This window comes from Chloracidobacterium sp. (assembly GCA_016715795.1).
Taxonomy (GTDB): Bacteria; Acidobacteriota; Blastocatellia; order Pyrinomonadales; family Pyrinomonadaceae; genus OLB17.
This window is the reverse complement of the sequence record JADJXP010000001.1, coordinates 422,074-442,568: the sequence shown is the minus strand read 5'-3', so window position 1 is coordinate 442,568 and position 20,495 is coordinate 422,074. Positions and strand designations below refer to the sequence as shown.

Below are 20,495 nucleotides of genomic sequence, written 5' to 3'. Positions count from 1 at the left end.
TTGAGATCGACCTAGTTCACCGGCTCACCCGTGAAGTCGAGGTCAGTGATATTGTCGATCAGCGAAACAACGCGGCTTGGCATCTGGAACGTATAACGTCCTTGGCCAACGGTGACAACATACGTCTCGCCCGTGGCGAGGCCGTCGAATGAGTAGTAGCCGAATGAGCCCGTCTGGACCACACGCGGTTCGCTGAGCGAATTGCCGGTGACGGTGATGGTGGCATTGCGTATCGGCCGCCCGTCTGCTGTCATCACGCGGCCTGAGATCGAGGCTTGTGCGGCCGTTGTCGCAAAGAACTCTATGCCCCAGCCGCCCGCGAAGCAGCCTGATATCGACTCAGGCAATTGCAGCGGGTTGCCGGCGTCATCGCGGATGTAGAGGTTCCACACGCCGTTGGCGTTCGTCAGGCCGTAGTTGCCAAAGAACGTCTGTGTGCCCGTGCCGCCAATGGTGCTGCCCGGCTCAGAGTACGGCCCCGGTGGTGCCGCTCCCGGGAAGTTAGTGACAGGCGACTCCCATGTGGTCGGCTCAAAGTTCCCTGATGCAAGCGGCCCTGCATTTGGCAGCACGCCCGTACCGGCATCCGTAAAGCTCAGCGTCACGGGGTTGCCCGTCGGAATGGCCAGTGCCCCGCCCGAATCGCCCATTATCACGAACTTCTGCCCCAGCGGGCCTACCAGCAGGGCGTCTATATTGTCAGGCACCGTGTATGACAGGTCATACAGCGTCACACGCATCGACCCAAGGGCCAGCGGGGCATTCGTCACGTTGATCGCTGACGGATACGGAGCAGCCGTTCCGGCCAGCGTTACGCACATCGGGTCTGCGTTCCTGAATTGGCTCGCCGTGTCGTTGATGTTCAGAAGGGCGTTCTGTGCCTCAGGGGCATCCGCCATCGTGTCAAATGGCGGCAGGCTGCCCGGCCGTGTGAATGGCCCTGTCAGATGCAGGTTAACCGTCTGAGTCGGCTCCGTTATCACATCGCCGCACACTATGACGTTGACCGTCTTGAGCGTCTCCATCGGGTTGAACGTCACTATCTGTCCCGTGACCGTTATGTAGTCGATCCCCGAAGTACAGGCCGGCCCGCCTGTTGCCGTGCCGTCAGACGTCGAGAACGTCACTGTATTTGTGCCTGACAGGTCTCCCGTCCTGACTATCTCGATCACAGCCGTCTGTGATTCGTCCTCTACATACGTCAGAGAGCCGAATGTGATAAACGGCGTCGGTGACGGTGTAGGAGTAGGCGTCGGCGTTGGTGTAGGTATTGGCGTCGGAGTAGGCGTCGGCGTCGGCGTCGGCGTCGGTGTCGGCGTAGGCGTCGGCGTAGGAGTTGGCGTCGGCGTAGGAGTTGGCGTCGGCGTAGGAGTTGGCGTCGGCGTAGGCGTCGGCGTAGGAGTTGGCGTCGGCGTAGGCGTTGGTGTCGGTGTCGGCGTTGGTGTCGGTGTCGGCGTTGGTGTCGGTGTCGGCGTTGGTGTCGGTGTCGGCGTCGGTGTTGGCGTCGGTGTTGGCGTCGGTGTTGGCGTCGGCGTCGGCGTCGGCGTCGGTGTTGGAGTTGGCGTCGGCGTCGGTGTAGGTGTCGGTGTCGGGCTTGGTGTTACGAAGGGTATATTCACCGTGAATGTCTCCACAGTGCCCGTTGCTACAAAGTTTGGCCCGATGTCTGCCACCTGTGTCGGCTGCACCACTATCTGATACGTCCCGTTATCCGCAAAGTCCCACGTCCCGCCCGGCGGGATGATCCCGTACTGGGCCGTCCGAGGCGTGCCGTTTGTCGGATTGTCCACTATGAAGTACGCCGCAGGCACGTCAAAACCGCCCGGCCCGGTCACGCGTATGTCGCCGCCATCCAGTGAACCGACATTCATCCCCGCATTAAAGCCCGTGTCCGTGTATGTCACGTCAAAGAAGTGCATCACTCCGCCCGGGGCCGTTATGTCCACCGAACTCCCAACCGCTGTCGGCGGCGGGTCAACAGGCGTCGGTGTCGGCGTCGGTGTCGGAGTCGGAGTTGGCGTAGGCGTTGGTGTAGGAGTCGGCGTCGGAGTTGGCGTCGGTGTCGGCGTCGGTGTTGGCGTCGGCGTCGGAGTTGGTGCCGGCGGCAGCATACAACCAGCGATCGTGGCCGGTGAAGTAAGGAACGGGACGAAACTGATAGTCGTTCCATTGACCACATCACCGATACCCCCCGGATTGCCGGTATGGGTCGGACCGGTCGGCGATCCCCAATAGTTGTTGTCGGCGTCAATTGTCTCAGTGCCGGTGTAGGTGGCACCGACGTTGTTGCCGCCAATATTGTTCTGCTCAAAGTTGTTGGTCGAGATGGTTCCCGCTGCCTGAGTCGCACTGAACGAGACCCCGGCGCTCGTGCCTCCGACCACAAGGCCGTTGCCCGTAAAGCAGTTGCCTGTGATTGTGTTGTTCTGAGCACCGCGATCCGGGTTCGTATTACCAAAGCTCGTCAGAGCCAGTCCGTGGCGTTCGTTACCAGTAAAGAGGTTGCCGGTTATCGCCACATTCTGCATGCCGCCCTGCAGGCCGTCAAAGTCGTTGTTGCTGAATGTGTTATTCGAGATCGTGCCGGCGTTAGGCGTCGCAAACGAGCCAAAGGCACGGGTCCCGAGGTTCACACCAACATTGTTGTTGTCGAACAGGTTGCCGCTGATCGACGGATTACGCATCCCGCTCGGGCCCACATTGTGATTACCGTCAACAAAGAAGCCTTCCGTAAAATCAGCATTCCTCACCGTATTGTTGGTGAAATGGAACCCGTGGAAGGTGTCCGTGTCCAGATGGAAGACACCGCTGACGGCTGTCGTGTTGCCTGAGCCTTCGACGAGGTTCTGGTTTGCCGTTATATCGGTCCCGCTGTCATTCAGGTTGACCGCACGGCCCGGGAACGACGTGAACCGGTTGTTCAGCAGCTGAAGGTCGTTGAGCGGCCCCGAAGTTGATTCAATGAGGCCCGATGACCCGACAAGCGTGCCGCCCGAGAAGGTAAAGCCGTTGATCACAGATCCGGCCGACCCTGTCTGCAGTTCAAGTGCACGCGCGGCGCTCACCGGCGTGACAATCGCTTCGTTCGTGCCCGGCCGCGTACGGGCATCGACGTTGTCCTGGGCACCGCTCAAAGTGGCGCTCTTGTTCAACACCACATTCTCGGTGTAAGTTCCCGCCTCGACATAGACCGTTCCGCCCGGCGTTACGGCGTTTATGCCGCCCTGCACGGTAGCGAATGCCTGATAGTCGAAGATAAGCCCGGTCACCGTTCCGAGCGGATGCTGCGTGCCGTCAGGGTTCCACGTGACCGTGTCGCCTGTGGAGAGCCCGGCCGGTGCCACATCATTGGTGATCACAAAGTCCGTCGCCGCATTCTCTCCTACATAAGCGGCCACCGGCGTTGGCGTCGGCGTTGGCGTCGGCGTAGGTGTCGGCGTCGGTGTAGGCGTCGGCGTCGGCGTCGGTGTAGGCGTTGGTGTAGGTGTTGGCGTCGGCGTCGGCGTCGGTGTAGGCGTCGGCGTCGGTGTAGGCGTCGGTGTTGGCGTCGGCGTCGGTGTCGGCGTCGGTGTCGGTGTTGGCGTCGGCGTCGGCGTCGGCGTCGGTGTCGGCGTCGGTGTCGGTGTCGGTGTTGGCGTCGGTGTAGGCGTCGGCGTCGGCGTTGGCGTCGGCGTCGGTGTCGGTGTAGGCGTCGGCGTCGGCGTTGGAGTCGGCGTCGGAGTTGGTGTCGGTGTTGGTGTCGGTGTTGGAGTTGGCGTCGGAGTTGGGGTTGGCCCGATGATGCTTATCAAACCGTTAACCGTAAGATCTTCGGGAATCGTCTCGTTAAAGTAGAAGTCGGTCCATGTCAGGTTAGAGAATGTTCCGATCCCGCCAATCGCGTTGAATTTGAAATTGAATAACGTGCCCGCACCTGTGATCGGCGGTGTTGCGCGAAAATACGAGACGATCAATAGCCCCGGCGTCAGGTCATTGATCGTGACCAGGCCGGGATCGCTGATGGTTCCGGCCACGGTGACGGCTGGGACCTGCGGCGTTATCACCGCCGGATCGTATGTGACTCTAAAATCGTACGAGAGGATGTTGCGGCCTGTGGTATCGCTGACCATTACGGGAGCAGTGATGCTCGAGCCGGGCAGGACATTCATCGTCGGGGCTGTTACCACGACGGGCGATCCAGCTGCATCGACGGCTGTGCGAAGCTGACCTTCGCTCACAGCGACCCAAACTATTAGAAGACCGAGCACTAGTGCGGCCACCGGCGACCGTCGAAGCTTAGACCTCATACATCCTCCTTAAAAAGTGAAAAGAAGGGCGGGAGCGATCCCGCCCTTTTAAGTGAAGTGATCGCGTATTACGGCTGCGCGATCAGGTCAATGAGCGTCACTGCATCGACAACGCTCACGGTAATGGGCGTGAACGTATAGCGATCTGCGACGACCGACACGGTATAGGACTCACCGAGCTGCACTCCGTCAAACCGGAAGTTACCCGCCTTATCGGAGTAGCTTGTGTGTGTGACCCCCATACTGTCCGTGATCGTCACCGCAGCGAGAGCGACCGGTTCGCCCGTTGCTGTCAGCAGACGGCCGGCGAGGCCCGTTTCGTCGAGGTCGGTCGGGCCGGCAATAATGCTGACCTGCCCATCGACCGCGCGATGTCCGGGCGTTCCCTCGTTGATCAGGGCGTCTTCCCAAGTGAGCGACGTCGCTGTGCCCGCATGGCCGACGGCGACAAACCTCAGATTGGCGAGAACGCCGTCGGCAGTCAGCGGCAGAGCACTGAATACCGCGACCCTAAGCAGGCCCGGCTCCTCAGCATTCACTGTGGCGACCATGCCGTCGCTGACCGTGCTTGCGAGACGGATCGGATCGGCGGCCGGCCTGATGACGGTCGAATCGTATCGCACGTTAAATTGATACGCTGTGACCTCCTGATCGACCACGTTTGCGACCCTGAGCGGGACCGTGAACGCCATACCAGATCGGGCTGTCATCGTCGGTGCGGTTAGCGTTGGAAGCCGCGGCCTTTCGCCGAGTGCCATGCGTCCGCCCGGATGTGCGGCCGGCCAATCCCAGTTACCGGTCACGTCGCCCATCAGCAGTGCGACATAGTCCTCACCGGTGATGTTTGCGTAAACGGTGGACGGCCCATAGCTCGGGCTGAACGTCCAGTTGCCGGTCGTCCCCGACCCGGGCAGCGACACGACGTAACGGGCGATCAGCGCCGCATCGAATGACGTAACGCCCCCTGTTCCACTCACGTCCGCAACCGTAGGCTGATTGGGCCCAATGAAGGGAACCAATCCGACCACGTGCTGGGCGATCCTCGACGAGTCGAACGAAGTGATCGTGACGGCCGGAATCCCGCCGGTCTTTGACGCCGACCTTGTATAGTTGCCCCCGTCAAATCCGCTCAACGAATACGTGCCGCATGGTGCGATCGGACAGCCAACGGCTGACGATGTCGTCGAGACGGGCGTCGGGCCGCTGCCGTTAATGGTCGCATTTGGCACATACCGTGGTGGCAAGGGGCCGCTAAGGGCGTTTCCGTATGTGACCGTGCCGGTGATCGTGCCTCCGATCACCGTAACGAGGCCGTTCGACGTGGTCAGACATTGAGTTCCTTCGTTGAACTTAAACGCTGAGAACGTAACCGGGCTCGACGTGCCCGGCAAGCCCGGAACACTGAACGAGACGTTCGCCAATGTGCCCGCACCTGTCCACGGCGTCGATTGGAAGATCGAGATGATCAGCGTGCCCGGCGTCAGGTCGTTGACCGTCAGGACGCTGCCCGCGCTTACCGTTCCGAGCGATACAACCGGAGCGTTGATCACCGCCGGGTTGTAGGTGAGCGTGTAGTCTGTCGAATACAGCCCCTTGCCCGTCGTGTCATCGACATTGATGGGCACGTTGACGCTGACGCCTGTCAGCGTTGTAATGCCGGTCGAGATCGAGACCGTGTTGCAGTACACGACTGACGTAATGACCACGTCATTGCCCGTGCCGCCGACATAGCTGATCTTGAAGGAATGTGCGCCCTCATAGAACACCGTTCCCTCAGGCATGCCGGCAAAGGTGCCGGTCACCGCGTCAGAGCCGTCGTTGTTGACGATCGTATAGCTGTGGCCTGCGGTCGGCGTATATCCGAGCGTCGTATTGAGCGTCGCTCCGCCAAGATCGACCGTCCCGGTCACGTTCAACTGGTCATACTGCGAACCAACATTTGGCCCGTTGATCTCAATATTGACCGTCGAACCGGATGTCAGTGACAGGCTGCCCGAGTTGATGATGCCCGGACTCGTTCCCGGGCTTACTTGCGCACCCGCATTGCTGAGCGTGAACGTGCCGCCAACCGTGAACGATCCCTTAATGTGGATCGCCTTGTTGATATCCACGCTTCCGGGATAGACGCCGGCCGGAACACTCAATGTTCCGGGGGCCACCATCAGATCGTTGGCCTCCTGCAGCTTGCTGATCGGCTGGGTCTGAGCTGAGCCCGGGCTGACATTGAGCTGCGAGAAGCTGCCTTGGAATCCGTAGGTTCCGGGAGTGATATCTCCGCCCGTGGCCAGGAACGGCGAGTAATCAAAGTTCGCCGATGCCGGCCCCAGAATGTCAGGCTGGCCGCCCGGAGGCACTGATGAGCCGCCATAGGCGACCGGGATCAACGCCGAATAGCCTGGCTCCGCACTGTTAGCTATCGAGACTACCGGCGTGGCTGTCCCGTACCAGTTGCCGCTGAAATTCTTCAGGTTCGTCGTCCCCGGAGCAGGCAGCGAGCCGCCCGTCTGGCGATCGACGATCTGGCCATACCAGTTACCGCTGATGTTGTTGTTAAAGAACGTCGAGGTTAGTGCCGTCTGGACCGGGCTGTTCGATCCGCTGCTTGCGTCGAGGAACAGCACGCCGACCGTCCAGTTGTTTGTGACCTCATTCTCCGTAAAGGTGGTGCTGTCGGTCTGGTTTCTAAAGATCAGGCCGGTCCGATTTGAATCGATCCGGTTGCGATGAATAGTGTTTCCACTGCTGTTGTTTACGTCGATACCGGTTCGGCAGCCCGTAATGTAATTGTCGTGGATGTTGATCCCTGTGAAGGCGACGCCGATCCATGCAATGCATGCCGAGTTCAGGTTCGGGTCGTTCCAGTCCGCCAGGTTATTTCCGGCCCTGGTGATCGTGAATCCTGATATCTCAGCTCCGCTCGCGCTGACGGTCATTGTCGATCCTGCGACACCGCCGATGGGGCCGATGACGTTAACCCCGGCAGGACCGGCGCCGACGAGATCGACAACCTTGTTAACGAGCACGTCTTCGTTGTATGTGCCGACAGCAACATTCACGGTCCCGCCGCCGTCAACACCGTTGATGCCGCCCTGGATGGTGGCAAAGGCATCGTAGCCAAAGCTCGTTGCCGGTCCCGGGCCATCCGGATCGCTGCCCGGAGCAGAGCCCGTCCACGAATCGTCAACCCATGTGATCGGCGGGAGCGGGTCGAAATTAAAGATGGTCAGGCTTGTCGCCGTTCCAAATTTTATGCCGTCGATATTCTCTGTATAGCCGTCAGGATATGGGTTGCCGACACGCACTCCAAACCACGAATCTGTAACACGAATGCGCACCCCCGGATAGGATGTGAGGATGTCGTTCCAAGTCCGCGGCGAACTCCCCGGTAAGGCCGTCCCCGGCCAGGTCGAACCCGAGTAGTGCCACAACTTTGTGCCGTCCCCAATGGTATCCCATTCCTGCCAAGTGTCCTGGATGACGGTTCCGTTTATCGCCGGCTGGAAGAGCAGACGCCTCTGCCAGGTGTCACTGCCGTCAAAATCGACATTGAATTGCAAATAACCACTGCGGTTTGCAGCCCCGCCATTGCCGGCGGACGGATTGTAGGTGCTGAACTTCAAGGTGCCGATCGCCGCCAATGGTGTTCCGGCAAACTGGTATGTCGCGAGATTGCGTCGCTGGCTTCCGCTTACGCTTGTCTGGGCGCTTCCCGTTCCATATGGGGGGGTTCCCGGCCCTGTAACGAACGAGCCGAGGCTGTTGTCAATAGCATCAGTCTCATCATTCCACCAGAACCACTGCGTATAATTCGGTGTGGCCGTCAAGCTGCCCGCACCGATATTCACGATGTTGGCTACTGGCCCGGAGTCCAGCGTCATGTTGTCGATCAAAAATCCGTTGCCTAGCGTTCCCGGCGCAGTTCCACTGCCCGTTCTGGCTTGGAATATCAATGAATCGACGGTTCGGGGCGGATTGCCTTCACAGTATCGGAAGTAGTCCTCCCATGTCGTTCCGGTGATCATCAGGACGCCGTCAACATATACCTTGACTATGTCGTTGCGCGGGCCAGCGACGAATTCCACTACCATCTCGATCAGGTGCGGAACCGTGCGGTCGAGCGTGGCGATGTCGGTCTCTACGAAACCGTCCTCGAGCAACATCTGGCAGCCGAGGGAATCGCCGATAGCACCGCCAAATGGCGCGTTATCTTTATAGTCGTCAAATAGGACGTGTATGCCGTCGGGCTGATCCTCGTACCGTAAATAGGTCATGCGTGCTCCGTCACCGCGATCCGCAGCCGTTGAAAACTGAAGACCGACCTGCTGAGAGCCCGGCACCGCCGAGGCGATTGAATAACGAGCCACGAATCGGCTCATTCGGACACCGCCCGACAACGCCGCATTGTCCGCTCCGGCCTCGCCTGCTTCGTTGAAAATAGACTTTGAAAATGCCCAATCACCAAAGCCGCCGCTTGTCGAAGCGTTGGAAATCCTGAAGCTCTGAGCACCAAAACCTGCCGTGCCGAGGCTGGATGAGACGGCCACATCATAAGGCCCGGTAAACACCCAACCGTCCTGGCCGTTGGGATTGCCAAGCGTATACGTTGGCGCTTCGAAATTAATCGATGTTTGGGCCGCGGCCACCATCGCGGTTATTACCACGAACGCCGCGACCATGAATGGCCTGTAAAGAATTTTGGCTGCTCGACTTGAGCAACAGCCTGAGTGATTTGACATACCGAATCTTCTCCTTCCGGCCTTTGTCGGCCGGTGTTAGCGTGCTGGGGTGCGGGGTCGAGGAGTGTGTCCCGCAGGGCGGCACGCGGCCTGTGGAAAAGTGAGGTATGCCGTGGGGCGGCGGGCTCGAATTCCCGCCGGCCTACCGAGGACAGATCGACCTCAGATTTCCCTCCAGTTGAAAAAGAGAAACGGAATGCCTTAGAATGCGTGGTTGCGTGGCCTCACTGATCTGAGACGTTCCGTTTCAACATTGGTGAGCCTGCATCCGGCCGGTACCTCGAATTGCCGGCCGGATCTTCAAGCGTCACCAAAAGCGACCCTCCTTAATGACAGACCGACCTTGCGGGAGGCATCGAAGCTTTCGCGAATATCTCGAGACGGGAAGCTTACGACTGCTTCTTCGAGCACCGGCCGGGAATCTCGTCCGATCCGTATCGGGCGGGGTTGACCTGGTCGGCCCTCGATGACCGCAGATCAGATCTGTAACTAAACTTGTAGAATGCTACGCCTTGCAGCGCGTGATGTCATCCACCAAATGAATGACGTGTTGAAAAAAAATTATTGAATGCTCGCGGGGCCGGTGAGGATCAGTTTTATGAGCGCGGCTTGCCGGTTAGTGCCGGTCTTGGAAAAAATGTGGTTCAGGTGCGTGCGCCCCGTGGTGATTCGCACGCCGAGCAGATCGCAGACGGCCTTGACGTCATTGACCTCTGCAAGCAGCGCGGCAAAGCGGGCCTCGGCCCGCGTCAGGCCATACATCCTTATCAGCACGTCGTCAACGGCCTGAGCGGACTGCTCGGGGTCTGATACAAACAGCATGGCCAGCCGCCGGTCGCTAAAACTGCTGAAAGTGCCCGAGTCAACCGCGGTGGCGAGGATCGCAAGCGGCCTGCGGCCCGACGGCCGCGTGACCATTATCACCTCATCGGCGTCACCGCGGCCGCCCGATCCTCATTTTCGTCCTCCACAACTCGGTTAACCAAGAACAGCGTCAATCGCCGGAACGCGGGCTCCTGGCCCGCGCGTCTTTGGTTTGACAACCGGCCCTCACCGGTTGGTAACGAGTTTGGAGGAATTATGCACAAGGTCTTTTTACTACTACTTCTTTTAACCACGACAGGTCTCGCCCAATCGCAGGGCATGCTCGCGGGCACGGTATATCTCGACAGCGAAAATACCGTGCTGCATCAGGTCTCGATACAGATCATTGAGCTAAAGCGAACGGCGCTGACCGACCAGAATGGCCATTACACATTTGCCGACATACCGGCGGGCCGGTACACGCTGGTTGCCCATCAGGAGGGATTTGACGACGCTCGACAGACGGTGATCGTTGCGGCCGGGGCAACGCTTACGGTCGATATTCGGCTGCAGCTCGCGGGGCTAAAGGCGAGTGTGACCGTGACGGCCAGCGGCAGCGAACAATCGACATTTGAATCGATCGAATCGGTCGCCACACTAAATTCAAGCGAGATCGCGACCCGCGCCGCCGTCGGACTCGGCGACGTGCTCGATAATCAGGCCGGCGTCGCTAAGCGCACGGGCGGCGGCGGCGCAAGCCGGCCCGTCATCCGCGGATTTGACGGCGACCGTGTGCTGATATCAACCGACGGTGTGCGCGTTGGCTCGCTTGGTTCGCAATCGGGGGATCACTCCGAGCCCGTCGATACGCTCTCAGTCGAGCGAATCGAGGTCGTCAAGGGGCCTGCGACGCTGCTCTATGGCAGCAACGCCATCGGTGGCGTGGTCAATGCCGTCAGCGGACATGACGAGGGCGCACATCCGGGATTTCGCGGTTATTTTTCGGGCATCGCAGGCACAAACAACTCTCAGGGTGCCGCGAGCGGCGGCCTCGAATATGGCACAAAACGCTGGATGTTTTGGGGCAATGCCGGCACGCAGCGAACGAGTGACTATAATGCCGGCGGCGGTTTTGGCACCGTCGAGAACACGTTTACGCGAAACGCGACCGGCAACGGCGGCCTTGCGGGATTTGGCAAAAAGGCGTTCTTTAGCACCAACTACAGCTATTACCGCAATCGCTACGGCATACCGCTGGACATTTTTGAGACCGACCCCGAAGAGCGGAGCCTGCGCATGCATCGGCACAACGTCAAGCTTTCGGGCGGTTTGACTGACCTCGACGCCTTTATAACGTCGGCAAAATTCACATTCGATATCAGCCGCTACCGGCACCAGGAACTCGCCGACGGCGAAGTCGGGACGACGTTCGATAATCGCGTCACGTCGTATCGCGGAATGTTTGAACAGCAGAAAAAGGGCCTTCTGACGGGCCGCTTCGGCTTTGACGGCTACCGCCGAAATTACCGCACGATCGGCGACGAGGTGCTGATCGACGGTCCCGTTGTGCAGGACTCGTTCTCAGTCTTCGGCCTCGAAGAGGTGAAGTTCGAACGCGTCACGCTGCAATTCGGCAGCCGCGTTGAGCACAATGCGTATGATCCCCTCAGCCCGTCGCTCATCGACAGGACATTCACAGGCGTTTCAGGGGCCGCCGGTGCGAGATTTGAAACGTGGAAGGGCGGGGCTTTCGTCGCGAACTTTTCACACGGCTATCGTGCCCCTGCGCTTGAGGAACTCTATAATAACGGCCCGCACGACGGGACGCTGTCGTTCGAGATCGGCAACGCAAACCTGCGGCCCGAGATCAGTAATGGCATCGACCTTTCGGTGCGGCACCAAACGCCGCGGTTTCGCGCCGAGGCGAACTATTACTACTATTCGTTCGACGATTTTGTCTTTCTCGCGCCGACCGGCACGACCGACCCCGCGAGCGGCTTTCCGATCGCCGAGTATCGACAGGCTGACAGCCGCTTTACGGGCACGGAACTGAGCGTCGATGTTAGGGTGAGCAAATTCGCCAATGTTTTTGCCGGTTTGGATTACGTGAACGCGCAACTCTCCGACGGCCGGCCGCTCCCGCGAATTGGGCCGCTGCGAGGCCGTGTTGGAATCGATCTTCACAGCACCACCTTTACGATCCGTCCTGAAATTGTCGTCGTCGGCCGCCAGTCTCGAATATTCGACAACGAGACCCCAACCGCCGGCTACGTCACGGCGAATGTGACCGCATCCTACGTCATCTCGCGCCAACACTTCGCTCATCTATTCTCGGTGAACGCCTATAACCTCAACAACAAGCTCTACTACAACCACATCTCGTTCATCAAAAACATCTCCCCCGAGATCGGCCGAGGCGTAAGGTTTACTTACACTGTTAGGTATTTCTAGGGGCGAAACGTGGCGACGCTTGCCATAGGGCATTATTGTATAATCTCGCTATGAGAACAGAGACACTTTCATTTGAGACCGCTAACGGGCCGACGACGGCGTATGTTGCCATGCCTGACGCGGGCGGCAATCGGGCAATACTCGTCATTCAGGAATGGTGGGGACTGAACGATCATATCCGGGACATTGCGGGGCGCTATGCGGACGAAGGTTTTGTGGCAATTGCTCCGGACCTGTATCGCGGAAAGGTCGCCACCGATGCGTCTGAGGCGTCCGCGATGATGCACGGCCTGCAGATCGAGGATGGGCTGGATACGATCGGGAACGCGATCGACGCGGCGCGTCTGAGCCTCGACATCTCGCACTTTGGCATCACGGGCTACTGCATGGGCGGCACGTTTGCCCTGCGCTCGGCGTGCGAGCTGGAGGGCATCAGCGCGGCCGTCGCGTTTTATGGCGACATTCCGGACGACGATGTCCTGCAACGGCTGACGGTGCCGACGATCTTTATCTCAGGCACACGCGACCAATGGATCACGCCTGAGAAGGTCGCGGGATTAGTGGACGCCGCCGAACGGTTTGAACTGCCCATCCGCTCGGTCAAATACGACGCCGACCACGCATTCTTCAACGATACGCGGCCCGAGGTCTATGACGCCGACGCCGCTCGTGATGCGTGGGCAATCGCAGTTGGGTTCTTTAACGACAAGCTGTAAAAAGCCAAGGGCCGCGGAACACCTTGCCGCGGCCCGACGCTGAAGTTTGTTGTGACTAACGCCGTTCGACGAGTGTTACCGGTTCGCCTAAGCCCTCAAGGTGGAAATCGGCGTCATCAATAATATAGCCTTTGCGGACCTGCTTTTGCTTGTACATTCCTTCATCCGCCTTTTGGATCGCTGATTCAAGATCATTCAGGCCTTGGAAATCCTCAAATGCGTGTGAGACGCCTACGTTGAACGATCGGCTGACGCCTTCGATTCGGACATCGGCGAGCAGTGTTTCGAGGCGCTTCATCCGCCGGCCCGCCGACGCGGCATCGAGGCTGATCATGATCACGAAGAATTCGTCTCCGCCCCACCGAAATATCAGGTCTTCCGCACGAATGACCTCGCGTATAGCCCTCACCACGGTGCGGATCACGATGTCGCCGATCGCGTGGCCGTAAACGTCATTGACCGTTTTGAGGTCGTCGATGTCAAAGAAGCCGACACAGCCGGAAACAGGTTGGCCTTCGTTGCCCCGACGCTTTAGATAACCGTGGAACGCATGGCGATTGAGGGCCGTAGTGAGCGGGTCGATGTGAGCGAGCTCTTCGAGTTTTTCGTGGGCCTTCTGCAGCTTCTCGTTCGCGACCTTTGCATCCGTAAGAACCTGCTCCAGCAGGACGATCACCATGCCAAATCCGAGTAGAATCTGCAGCACGAGGTCGATCACGGAATTGTATTGCAGATAGTCAAACTCGAGCACCATGTACTGTCGGATCGAGAAGACTACGAAATACTGCAGAAAATCGACAAAGAGCAACGCCAACGCGACCAGCATCACTCGCCAGCCGAAGGTGCGAATCTTGGCACGCCAAAGCGAGGTAAAAGCGATTGCAAAAAAGCCCGAAAGCGTCAAGGAATGGATGTTGAAGACAAGATTGAAATCGTCGCCCAGGAATGGCAGTCCAAACGCGACGATGATCAGCGGCAGAACGATCAGTTCCTGGCGTATCTTCATCTGCCAGCCATCCGACAGGCTCCGGCAGCCCATTATCAACAGGAACCCAAACAGGTACTCGGTGAGAAAATAGAAGCTAAAGAGCTGTGTCGAATACTCCTCATAGCTGAATGCCAGCCTGAGACAAAACAGGGCGAACGACAGAAACAGCCACGCGTTCGTCCAGTGGCGCAGGGCAGCAACATTTATTGAACGTCTAAGAAACAGCGTCAGCAATGTGATCATTGCGACGCCTGCGATCTGGATGATCAGGCCGATCTTCGAATCCATAAGGCGAGGCCGTTAAGCAAAGCGTGGGCGAAACGATCGAAACGAAATGAGGAGCGCGTGGTAAGTGAGAGACCACGAATTAATAATATATCAACAATGTTGGCATTGTCTATGTTTTTTTCAACGCCCCTTTCCCGCTAATCAAATCTTGCTAAATTGTGAGGATTCAAGTTAGATTGATTACGAGATCATTCCGGAGGTTTGTATGCCCACATCCATTTGTCCCGAGTGCAGCGAAGAGGTCTATGTCGATGCGGAAACGGAGCAAGGAGACCACGTTGCCTGCGAAGAATGCGGTGCCGGACTGGTCGTGGCCGGACTCGATCCGATCGAGCTCGACCTGCGTACTGAGGATGATGAGAGCGAGATGCCAGAGTCTGACGGATTTGATTCCTACGATTTTGATGACGGGCGATACTAACCGCATGGTCCAAAATGCGCTGTTGATAGCAAATGAAGATGTCCGGTTTTGTTAGCACATCAAATGTCCGGTTTGTGTTTGTTGCAGGAAAGGGGCGCGCCCGTTTCCTGCAACGGGCCGTCTGAGCCGCTCACCTCGGGCAGATGGTTTTCCATCGGCTGAATATCGGCCGATCTGCCTGGGCCCGTAGCCGATCGAGATGAAGCCGTCCAAGTGCTGATATACAGTGACGCGGCAGCCGTCGAGGGAGGAGCGCCATATTTGGCGGTCGATCTGGAGCACCAAGTTACGATATTTGACGGTGTTGTCTCGATTAACGGTCCTCTCGGTCTGGATCGAGAAAACACGGTCGAGATCGTCCCTCAAACATGGCACAAAAGCCGAAGCACCAGGCTCGGCGGCCACGACGGTGAACTTTCGGTTGAACTCGCGAATATAGCTTCTTTTCAAGAATCTGTTTGCCTCCTCAGGCGTTGATATCCCTCGAAGCCTCAGTTCCTGCGGAAGACGCCCCTGCCACGTCTTGAAGCTGCGTTCGCTGCGCCCTCGTGCCTGCGGCGAGTAAGCCGGGATCATTGTGATCCCGAGCTCGCGCAGTGCACGTCCGACCTGCGTGAGTGTTTGTTTATCCACCGGTTCTCCCGCCTTTGGCGTCAGCCAGAAATGACTTGCACGATCAGAGTAGAGACTGCAGAAAACGCCTTCTTTTTCAACAACTTGCCTGATCGCCCTCATGATCGTCGAAGTCGATTCCGCATCGACCAGAGCGGCATAATAGATCTCGCCCGTGGCGTCATCGAGTATCACGATCAGATCGTGCCAGCTCTCATCGCCAAACCACTGGTGATGTGACCCGTCGATATCGCAAGATCCCCTTTAGAGGCTTTCTGTCCCGCTTTCTCCGGTGCTTCTTTCGCACAGCGTCTTTCGCCACCAGACCCGCTCCTCGCAGCCCCCTTGACCCATGTGTAGCTCACCTCGATCTTGTGCTCCTCGACGAGCTTCTCGTGATAGTGCTTTACATTCAGATCAAAATACTTGTCCCGATAAAGCCCCATCACCTGCTCTACCACTTCAACTGGTATCCGCTTCGGACTCGCTTTGCCTACTCGCTTGTCAAACAGCCACTATACCCCACCTCTTCATACTTCTCCCGTATCCTCCGTAAATGCCGGCAACTGATATCTAATATCTCTGCCGCCTCTATCCAACTGATCTTCTTTGCAAACGCTCGCAATATGATCTCCTGTCTTGTCATCGCCTTCTCCATCGCGACGCCCGGGCTTTCTTCCATAGCTTCTTTTTCCTGAAGCTATCTTCTCTTTCACCCCTCGCCGCAGAAAGCGGACATTTCATCTGCTACAACTACCGGACATATGATGTGCTACTTACAATGGTCCAAAATGCGCTTGACTAATCGGCCGTTTTGTAACATATTCCAGAGACATCATGAAGAATCTGTCGGGCCTGAAAAAAAGCGGGTTGTTTGCTGCTTTCGTTCTGGTTCTGTGCTCGGCCCGGTCGGCAAGCTCTCAGGCCCTGACCGTAGCTGACGTTCAGTTGATCATAGCCCAGGCGGTATCGACTGCAGTATCGATCAATCGACCCGTCACCGTCTCCGTAACGGACAAGGAAGGCAATCTGCTGGGAACCTTTGCGATGACAGGTTCGGCGACGAGTACGCTGATCCGAAGCGTCGGGCGGTCGGGCCAGGGGCTTGAGAATTTATTGGTACCCTCGTCTGCCGCCTCCCATTCAAAGGCCGGGACGGCCGCGATCCTGTCGTCGGGTGGCAACGCGTTTTCCACGCGCACTGCTTCATTTATTATTCAGGAGCATTTCCCTCCGGGCATTAACAACCGTCCGGGCGGCCCGTTATACGGCGTGCAGTTCTCGAGCCTGCCGTGTTCGGATATTGCGATTGCGGGCTTGCCGCTTGGCCTGTCCGGCGACCCGGGCGGGCGGCCGATCTACAAGAGTGGTGTTGCCGTCGGCGGCGTCGGGATCGAAGGCGATGGGATCTACACTGTTGACCGCATTCCTACGGATGACGACCAGCCGTATGAAGAACTGATCGCAGTTGCCGCGACGCGGGGCTTTCAGACGCCGGCGCTCATTCGGGCGGACAATATCCTTGTTGAGGGGATACGACTTCCTTTCGCAAACGTTGAGAGTGCCCCGAATGTTGCAACCATTCCTTTTGGTAGTCTGCCCGGTGGCGTTACCAGTCCGGTGATAGCAGCTCCGGCGAGCGATTTTGTGCCGGGCGTCTTGAATGGCGTCAACGGCCAGTTCAGTTCGCGGTTCCCGATCGTTGCGGGCTCGGCCCTGTCGGCGGCCGAGGTAACCCAGATACTTGGAGCGGCAGCGGATTTCGCAAACCGGACGCGAGGCGCGATCAGACAGCCCATCGGTAGCAATGCGCGAGTGACGATCGCGGTAACGGATGTTGATGGCAAGGTGCTTGGTATTTTTCGGCAATCGGATGCACCTGTCTTTGGACTTGATGTTGCGGTACAGAAGGCGCGTTCATCGGGCTTTTTCGCCCGTAGTGATGCCGGGGCAAAGCTGACCGCTGCGGGATTTGGATCGTATGTCACGAGGGCCAGCTCGGATGGCCTTGCGCTCAATGGCTCGATCGCCTTTAGCGATCGAGGCATCGGATTTCTACACCGGCCGCTCTTCCCTGATGGTATCAATGGAACGTCTGCGGGGCCTTTCAGCACACCGCTTGCCGATTGGAGTCCATTCAATAACGGCCTTCAACTCGATCTTGTCCTCACCGCCCTGACGACCTCGCCACCGCCGGTGTGTCGCGGCGCGGCCTATACCAGGCGGACGATGCTAGTGGCTCCGTGCCCGTGCACGACGATCCCGGAAATCAAGAATGGCCTACAAATATTCGCCGGCGGCATTCCGCTTTATCGGGGCTCGACGCTCGTGGGGGCAATCGGCGTCAGCGGCGACGGTATCGAACAGGACGATCTCATCGCGGCCGGTGGAGCAAGTCTTTTTTCGCCGCCCGATGCCATGAGGTCCGATAAGTTTTTTGTCCGCGGGGTCCGGCTTCCGTTCCTTAAGTTTCCCGCGCGTCCGTTCCTCGATTGATACCGAATGCTCGATATTCGCGGCAAAGTACTGGCCGTTCTCGTGGTGTCTCTGTCGGCGGTGTGTATTTGCGGCCAAGGCCTCGGTTCGCTCGAACTGTCAGGCAGGGTAAAGATAGATGGCAAACAGGAGAAACTTTCCCGAAAGCGCTTTTACCTGCTAAAGGGCGGGCTGAACGAAAACAAGGATCTGATCGACAGGCTTCGCACAGCCGAGATCAGATCGCGAGATTGTTACTACGGCGACGCAAATGCAAGCCCCGAGTTCGTTTGCTGGCTCAAGGCCGAGAATTGCGAATCGCCCTTTTGCCGTGCGGTCGAACGTGACGAGGTCAATAGGATTCCCGAGTTCAAGGCGGCGTATCAAAAGGGGTTGACCCAATACAATGGCCGCACCGATATCGCACGCGACTGGATTACGACGAATATGCCCCCGGCACTCGTGAGCGGTTTCTATATCGAACGACGCAGACTCACCGAGCGCCTGCTCGCCGGTTCAAAGCCGCTTCAATCGTCGATGACCGACAGCGTCACTGTACGGGCGATCTTTCTAGATATTCCGGTGGTGCCGTCGGCCGGGAAAAAGGGCGAGGCCTTTCTGGTATCCAACATCGTTCCTATTGAGTTTGGCGGCAAGAGCTATCTATGGGCCTGCGAGGTCGAGATCGGTACTGAGAAACCGGCGAGCCTAAGACTGGCGGTGCCTGAAGGGAATAAGACTGTGAAGAATTGCGAGGTTTTTGTTCGCGAACTCAGGGTTTGCAACAGCGAGGGCTGCCCCGATAAGTGAAGACACTGGTGAGGACATCGACACTTCTTTTGCTCACCGCAACTTATTTGGCGGCCTTGATGATGCCCTCGTCAGCGCAGCGGCGAAAGGTCGATTTCTCGCACAATACGCCAAAACACAAGCAGACGGCATGCTCATCATGCCATAAGGTACCGACCGCAAATTGGCCGACGGCTCGGAAATTCCCAGATGTTGCCGACTTTCCGGGGCACGCCGCCTGTTTTAGCTGTCATAGCCTGAGAAGCGTGCTCGTCGGGAATCGGCCGGCGTTTTGTGCCGGCTGCCATGTGTCGCCCGGGCCGCGAGGTGTGGCGAGATTTCCTTTTCCGGTGCGGTCGCGTTCGGAGGAATTCAAGACGATCTTTCCGCATGATGTTCATCAGAATCTGATCGCTAGGCTGCGGCGCGATATTGGGTATGCCGCGGCACACTTTGTTTTGGCGAGCTTCAGGGCAGATGACCAGCCGGAATTCAACAACTGTGCGATCTGTCACAAAACGCCCGATGCCGTACCAAAAATCGCTCCGCGCGCCCCAACCGCGATGCAGCCATTGGCAGATGCCGAGATGGATAGCTTCAAGCCTAGGGCGGAATTCTTCAAGAACGATCCAGAATCTCACGCGGCCTGTTTCTCGTGCCATTATCAGGGGGTGAAGCCCACGAAAACCGATTGTGCCGGTTGCCACAGCTTGACGACGCCCTATTTTGAGTCGCCGGTTACAATGCGGTATTCACTCAAGTTCAATCACGCCGATAAGAATCACGCGAACAAAGACTGCACGGTTTGTCACGTTCGGATCACTCAGAATAGTGATGTCAGCAAGATGAAGGATGCCGACGTGCCATTTCAAACTTGCAGCACGAGTTCCTGCCACGGCAAGGACATCGTCGACGAGGTGGGCAAGCGTGATGCCAGCATTGCGGCAAAGCAGGCAGTTTTTCAATGCGTATATTGCCATGCTCCGGCAGTCGGCCGATATCCGATACCAGAGAGCCATAAGGCCCGATAGATGAGATCACGAGGCATCCGTAAGATAAAGGCCTTGCTTGTGACCATTTCGGTCGCGTTGCTCGTGGTCGGCTGCATACAGCAGGCCGCCCGGACGCCGCCGACGATAACGTCATCGGAGACGCCCGACGCTCCAGTTGCTCGCGTCTCGGAATCTGCCTTTGATAAATTCTCGCACGCGGTCGACGAACACAAACAGTTCGAGTGCGTGTCGTGTCATCGCCGCGAGGCTAAACAGCGTGAACTCGAGTTTGCGGGGCATGACTCATGCGTAGGCTGCCACCTCAATCAGTTCATTAGCCCTGAGCAGGCAATGTGCGCGATCTGTCACGATAAGCTTGACGCCGATCCGCCGACGGTGAAGACCTTTCCGACAAAGTTCCGCGAGGGCTTTAATATGAAGTTTGAGCACACCTCGCACGACAACGGAACGGGCCGTCCGGAGGCGGGCTGTGCGCATTGCCACGCACCGGCCGGTGCGGGCAAGTCGATCCCGGCGAGCATTCAGGCCCACAACAACTGCTTCTCGTGCCACACGCCCGAGAGCAAGATCGGCACCTGCAACGTCTGCCACGAGCTTGCCCCATATAGCCGAACGCCTCAATCAAGATACGTGTTTCGGGCTGTCTTCACTCACGGAGACCACGCCGGCGTCGGCTGTGGCGATTGCCACTCGGTCAGGCCGGGTCCGCAGGGTCGGCAAGTTACAAGCATTGTGGCTCAGGAGCACAACGGAGCTCCAAATAGCTGCGCGACGTGTCACGATGGCTCGCGAGCGTTCTCAGGTAACGATCCGATGAACTTCTCAAGCTGCGCCCGCTGTCACAAAGGCTCAGGCTTCGACATGCTCCCCGGCTCGGCTCAATAGAAAAGAGACCGCCTCTTCAGACGGCCTCTTA

11 protein-coding genes and 1 pseudogene are annotated in these 20,495 nt (G+C 58.1%); 7 read left to right on the top strand and 5 right to left on the bottom strand.

Going from position 1 to position 20,495, the window contains the following annotated elements; genetic code table 11:
* Nucleotides 1-11: 11 nt before the first annotated feature.
* The 3 genes from IPM59_01995 to IPM59_01985 all read right to left on the bottom strand — a co-directional run bounded on the left by IPM59_01995 (nt 12) and on the right by IPM59_01985 (nt 9,940).
* Nucleotides 12-4,286 carry a carboxypeptidase regulatory-like domain-containing protein gene (locus IPM59_01995; protein MBK9214365.1) on the bottom strand — a complete coding sequence of 1,425 codons (4,275 nt, stop codon included), beginning with the start codon at nt 4,284-4,286 and terminating at the stop codon, nt 12-14.
* A gap of 68 nt (nt 4,287-4,354) precedes the next feature.
* Nucleotides 4,355-9,022 (bottom strand): carboxypeptidase regulatory-like domain-containing protein, encoded by a 4,668-nt coding sequence (locus IPM59_01990; protein ID MBK9214364.1) that lies wholly within the window; start codon nt 9,020-9,022, stop codon nt 4,355-4,357.
* Nucleotides 9,023-9,583: 561 nt separating this feature from the next.
* Entirely contained in the window at nt 9,584-9,940 is a 357-nt protein-coding gene (locus IPM59_01985) for a hypothetical protein (protein MBK9214363.1), read from the bottom strand.
* Nucleotides 9,941-10,102: 162 nt separating this feature from the next.
* On the opposite strand from IPM59_01985, the gene IPM59_01980 reads away from it, so the two are divergent.
* Together IPM59_01980 and IPM59_01975 are read left to right on the top strand one after the other, a co-directional pair.
* On the top strand, nt 10,103-12,277 hold the full coding sequence (locus IPM59_01980; GenBank protein ID MBK9214362.1) for a TonB-dependent receptor: 2,175 nt from the start codon (nt 10,103-10,105) through the stop codon (nt 12,275-12,277).
* 50 nt (nt 12,278-12,327) lie between these two features.
* Nucleotides 12,328-12,993: a dienelactone hydrolase family protein gene (locus IPM59_01975; GenBank protein MBK9214361.1), complete on the top strand. Its 666-nt coding sequence runs from the start codon at nt 12,328-12,330 to the stop codon at nt 12,991-12,993.
* A gap of 55 nt (nt 12,994-13,048) precedes the next feature.
* Here the strand turns inward: IPM59_01975 and IPM59_01970 are convergent, their stop codons facing one another.
* Nucleotides 13,049-14,269: a diguanylate cyclase gene (locus tag IPM59_01970; protein MBK9214360.1), complete on the bottom strand. Its 1,221-nt coding sequence runs from the start codon at nt 14,267-14,269 to the stop codon at nt 13,049-13,051.
* A 205-nt stretch (nt 14,270-14,474) separates the two neighbouring features.
* Here IPM59_01970 and IPM59_01965 point away from each other — a divergent pair, with 205 nt between their 5' ends.
* Entirely contained in the window at nt 14,475-14,690 is a 216-nt protein-coding gene (locus tag IPM59_01965) for a hypothetical protein (GenBank protein MBK9214359.1), read from the top strand.
* A 144-nt stretch (nt 14,691-14,834) separates the two neighbouring features.
* Here the strand turns inward: IPM59_01965 and IPM59_01960 are convergent.
* Nucleotides 14,835-15,984: pseudogene (locus IPM59_01960) on the bottom strand (ISNCY family transposase).
* A gap of 155 nt (nt 15,985-16,139) precedes the next feature.
* Between IPM59_01960 and IPM59_01955 the strand changes: the two are divergent.
* Genes IPM59_01955 through IPM59_01940 form a run of 4 tightly spaced genes read left to right on the top strand, consistent with a single transcriptional unit; the run spans nt 16,140 to nt 20,464 of the window.
* Complete coding sequence (locus tag IPM59_01955) at nt 16,140-17,798, top strand: heme-binding protein (protein ID MBK9214358.1); 1,659 nt, start codon at nt 16,140-16,142, stop codon at nt 17,796-17,798.
* Nucleotides 17,799-17,804: 6 nt separating this feature from the next.
* Nucleotides 17,805-18,587: a hypothetical protein gene (locus tag IPM59_01950; protein MBK9214357.1), complete on the top strand. Its 783-nt coding sequence runs from the start codon at nt 17,805-17,807 to the stop codon at nt 18,585-18,587.
* Nucleotides 18,588-18,646: 59 nt separating this feature from the next.
* Nucleotides 18,647-19,597, top strand: coding sequence for a hypothetical protein (locus tag IPM59_01945; GenBank protein MBK9214356.1), 951 nt, complete (start codon nt 18,647-18,649; stop codon nt 19,595-19,597).
* A complete protein-coding gene (locus tag IPM59_01940) occupies nt 19,598-20,464 on the top strand; it encodes a hypothetical protein (GenBank protein MBK9214355.1) in 867 nt (288 codons plus the stop codon). It begins immediately after the preceding gene.
* The last annotated feature ends 31 nt before the right edge of the window (nt 20,465-20,495 follow it).

Excerpts from the sequence above, each read along its gene's own strand:
- IPM59_01995 (MBK9214365.1), bottom strand. The coding sequence starts at position 4,286 with ATGAGGTCTAAGCTTCGACGGTCGCCGGTGGCCGCACTAGTGCTCGGT.
- IPM59_01990 (MBK9214364.1), bottom strand. The coding sequence starts at position 9,022 with ATGTCAAATCACTCAGGCTGTTGCTCAAGTCGAGCAGCCAAAATTCTT.
- IPM59_01985 (MBK9214363.1), bottom strand. The coding sequence starts at position 9,940 with ATGGTCACGCGGCCGTCGGGCCGCAGGCCGCTTGCGATCCTCGCCACC.
- IPM59_01980 (MBK9214362.1), top strand. The coding sequence starts at position 10,103 with ATGCACAAGGTCTTTTTACTACTACTTCTTTTAACCACGACAGGTCTC.
- IPM59_01975 (MBK9214361.1), top strand. The coding sequence starts at position 12,328 with ATGAGAACAGAGACACTTTCATTTGAGACCGCTAACGGGCCGACGACG.
- IPM59_01970 (MBK9214360.1), bottom strand. The coding sequence starts at position 14,269 with ATGGATTCGAAGATCGGCCTGATCATCCAGATCGCAGGCGTCGCAATG.
- IPM59_01965 (MBK9214359.1), top strand. The coding sequence starts at position 14,475 with ATGCCCACATCCATTTGTCCCGAGTGCAGCGAAGAGGTCTATGTCGAT.
- IPM59_01955 (MBK9214358.1), top strand. The coding sequence starts at position 16,140 with ATGAAGAATCTGTCGGGCCTGAAAAAAAGCGGGTTGTTTGCTGCTTTC.
- IPM59_01950 (MBK9214357.1), top strand. The coding sequence starts at position 17,805 with ATGCTCGATATTCGCGGCAAAGTACTGGCCGTTCTCGTGGTGTCTCTG.
- IPM59_01945 (MBK9214356.1), top strand. The coding sequence starts at position 18,647 with ATGATGCCCTCGTCAGCGCAGCGGCGAAAGGTCGATTTCTCGCACAAT.
- IPM59_01940 (MBK9214355.1), top strand. The coding sequence starts at position 19,598 with ATGAGATCACGAGGCATCCGTAAGATAAAGGCCTTGCTTGTGACCATT.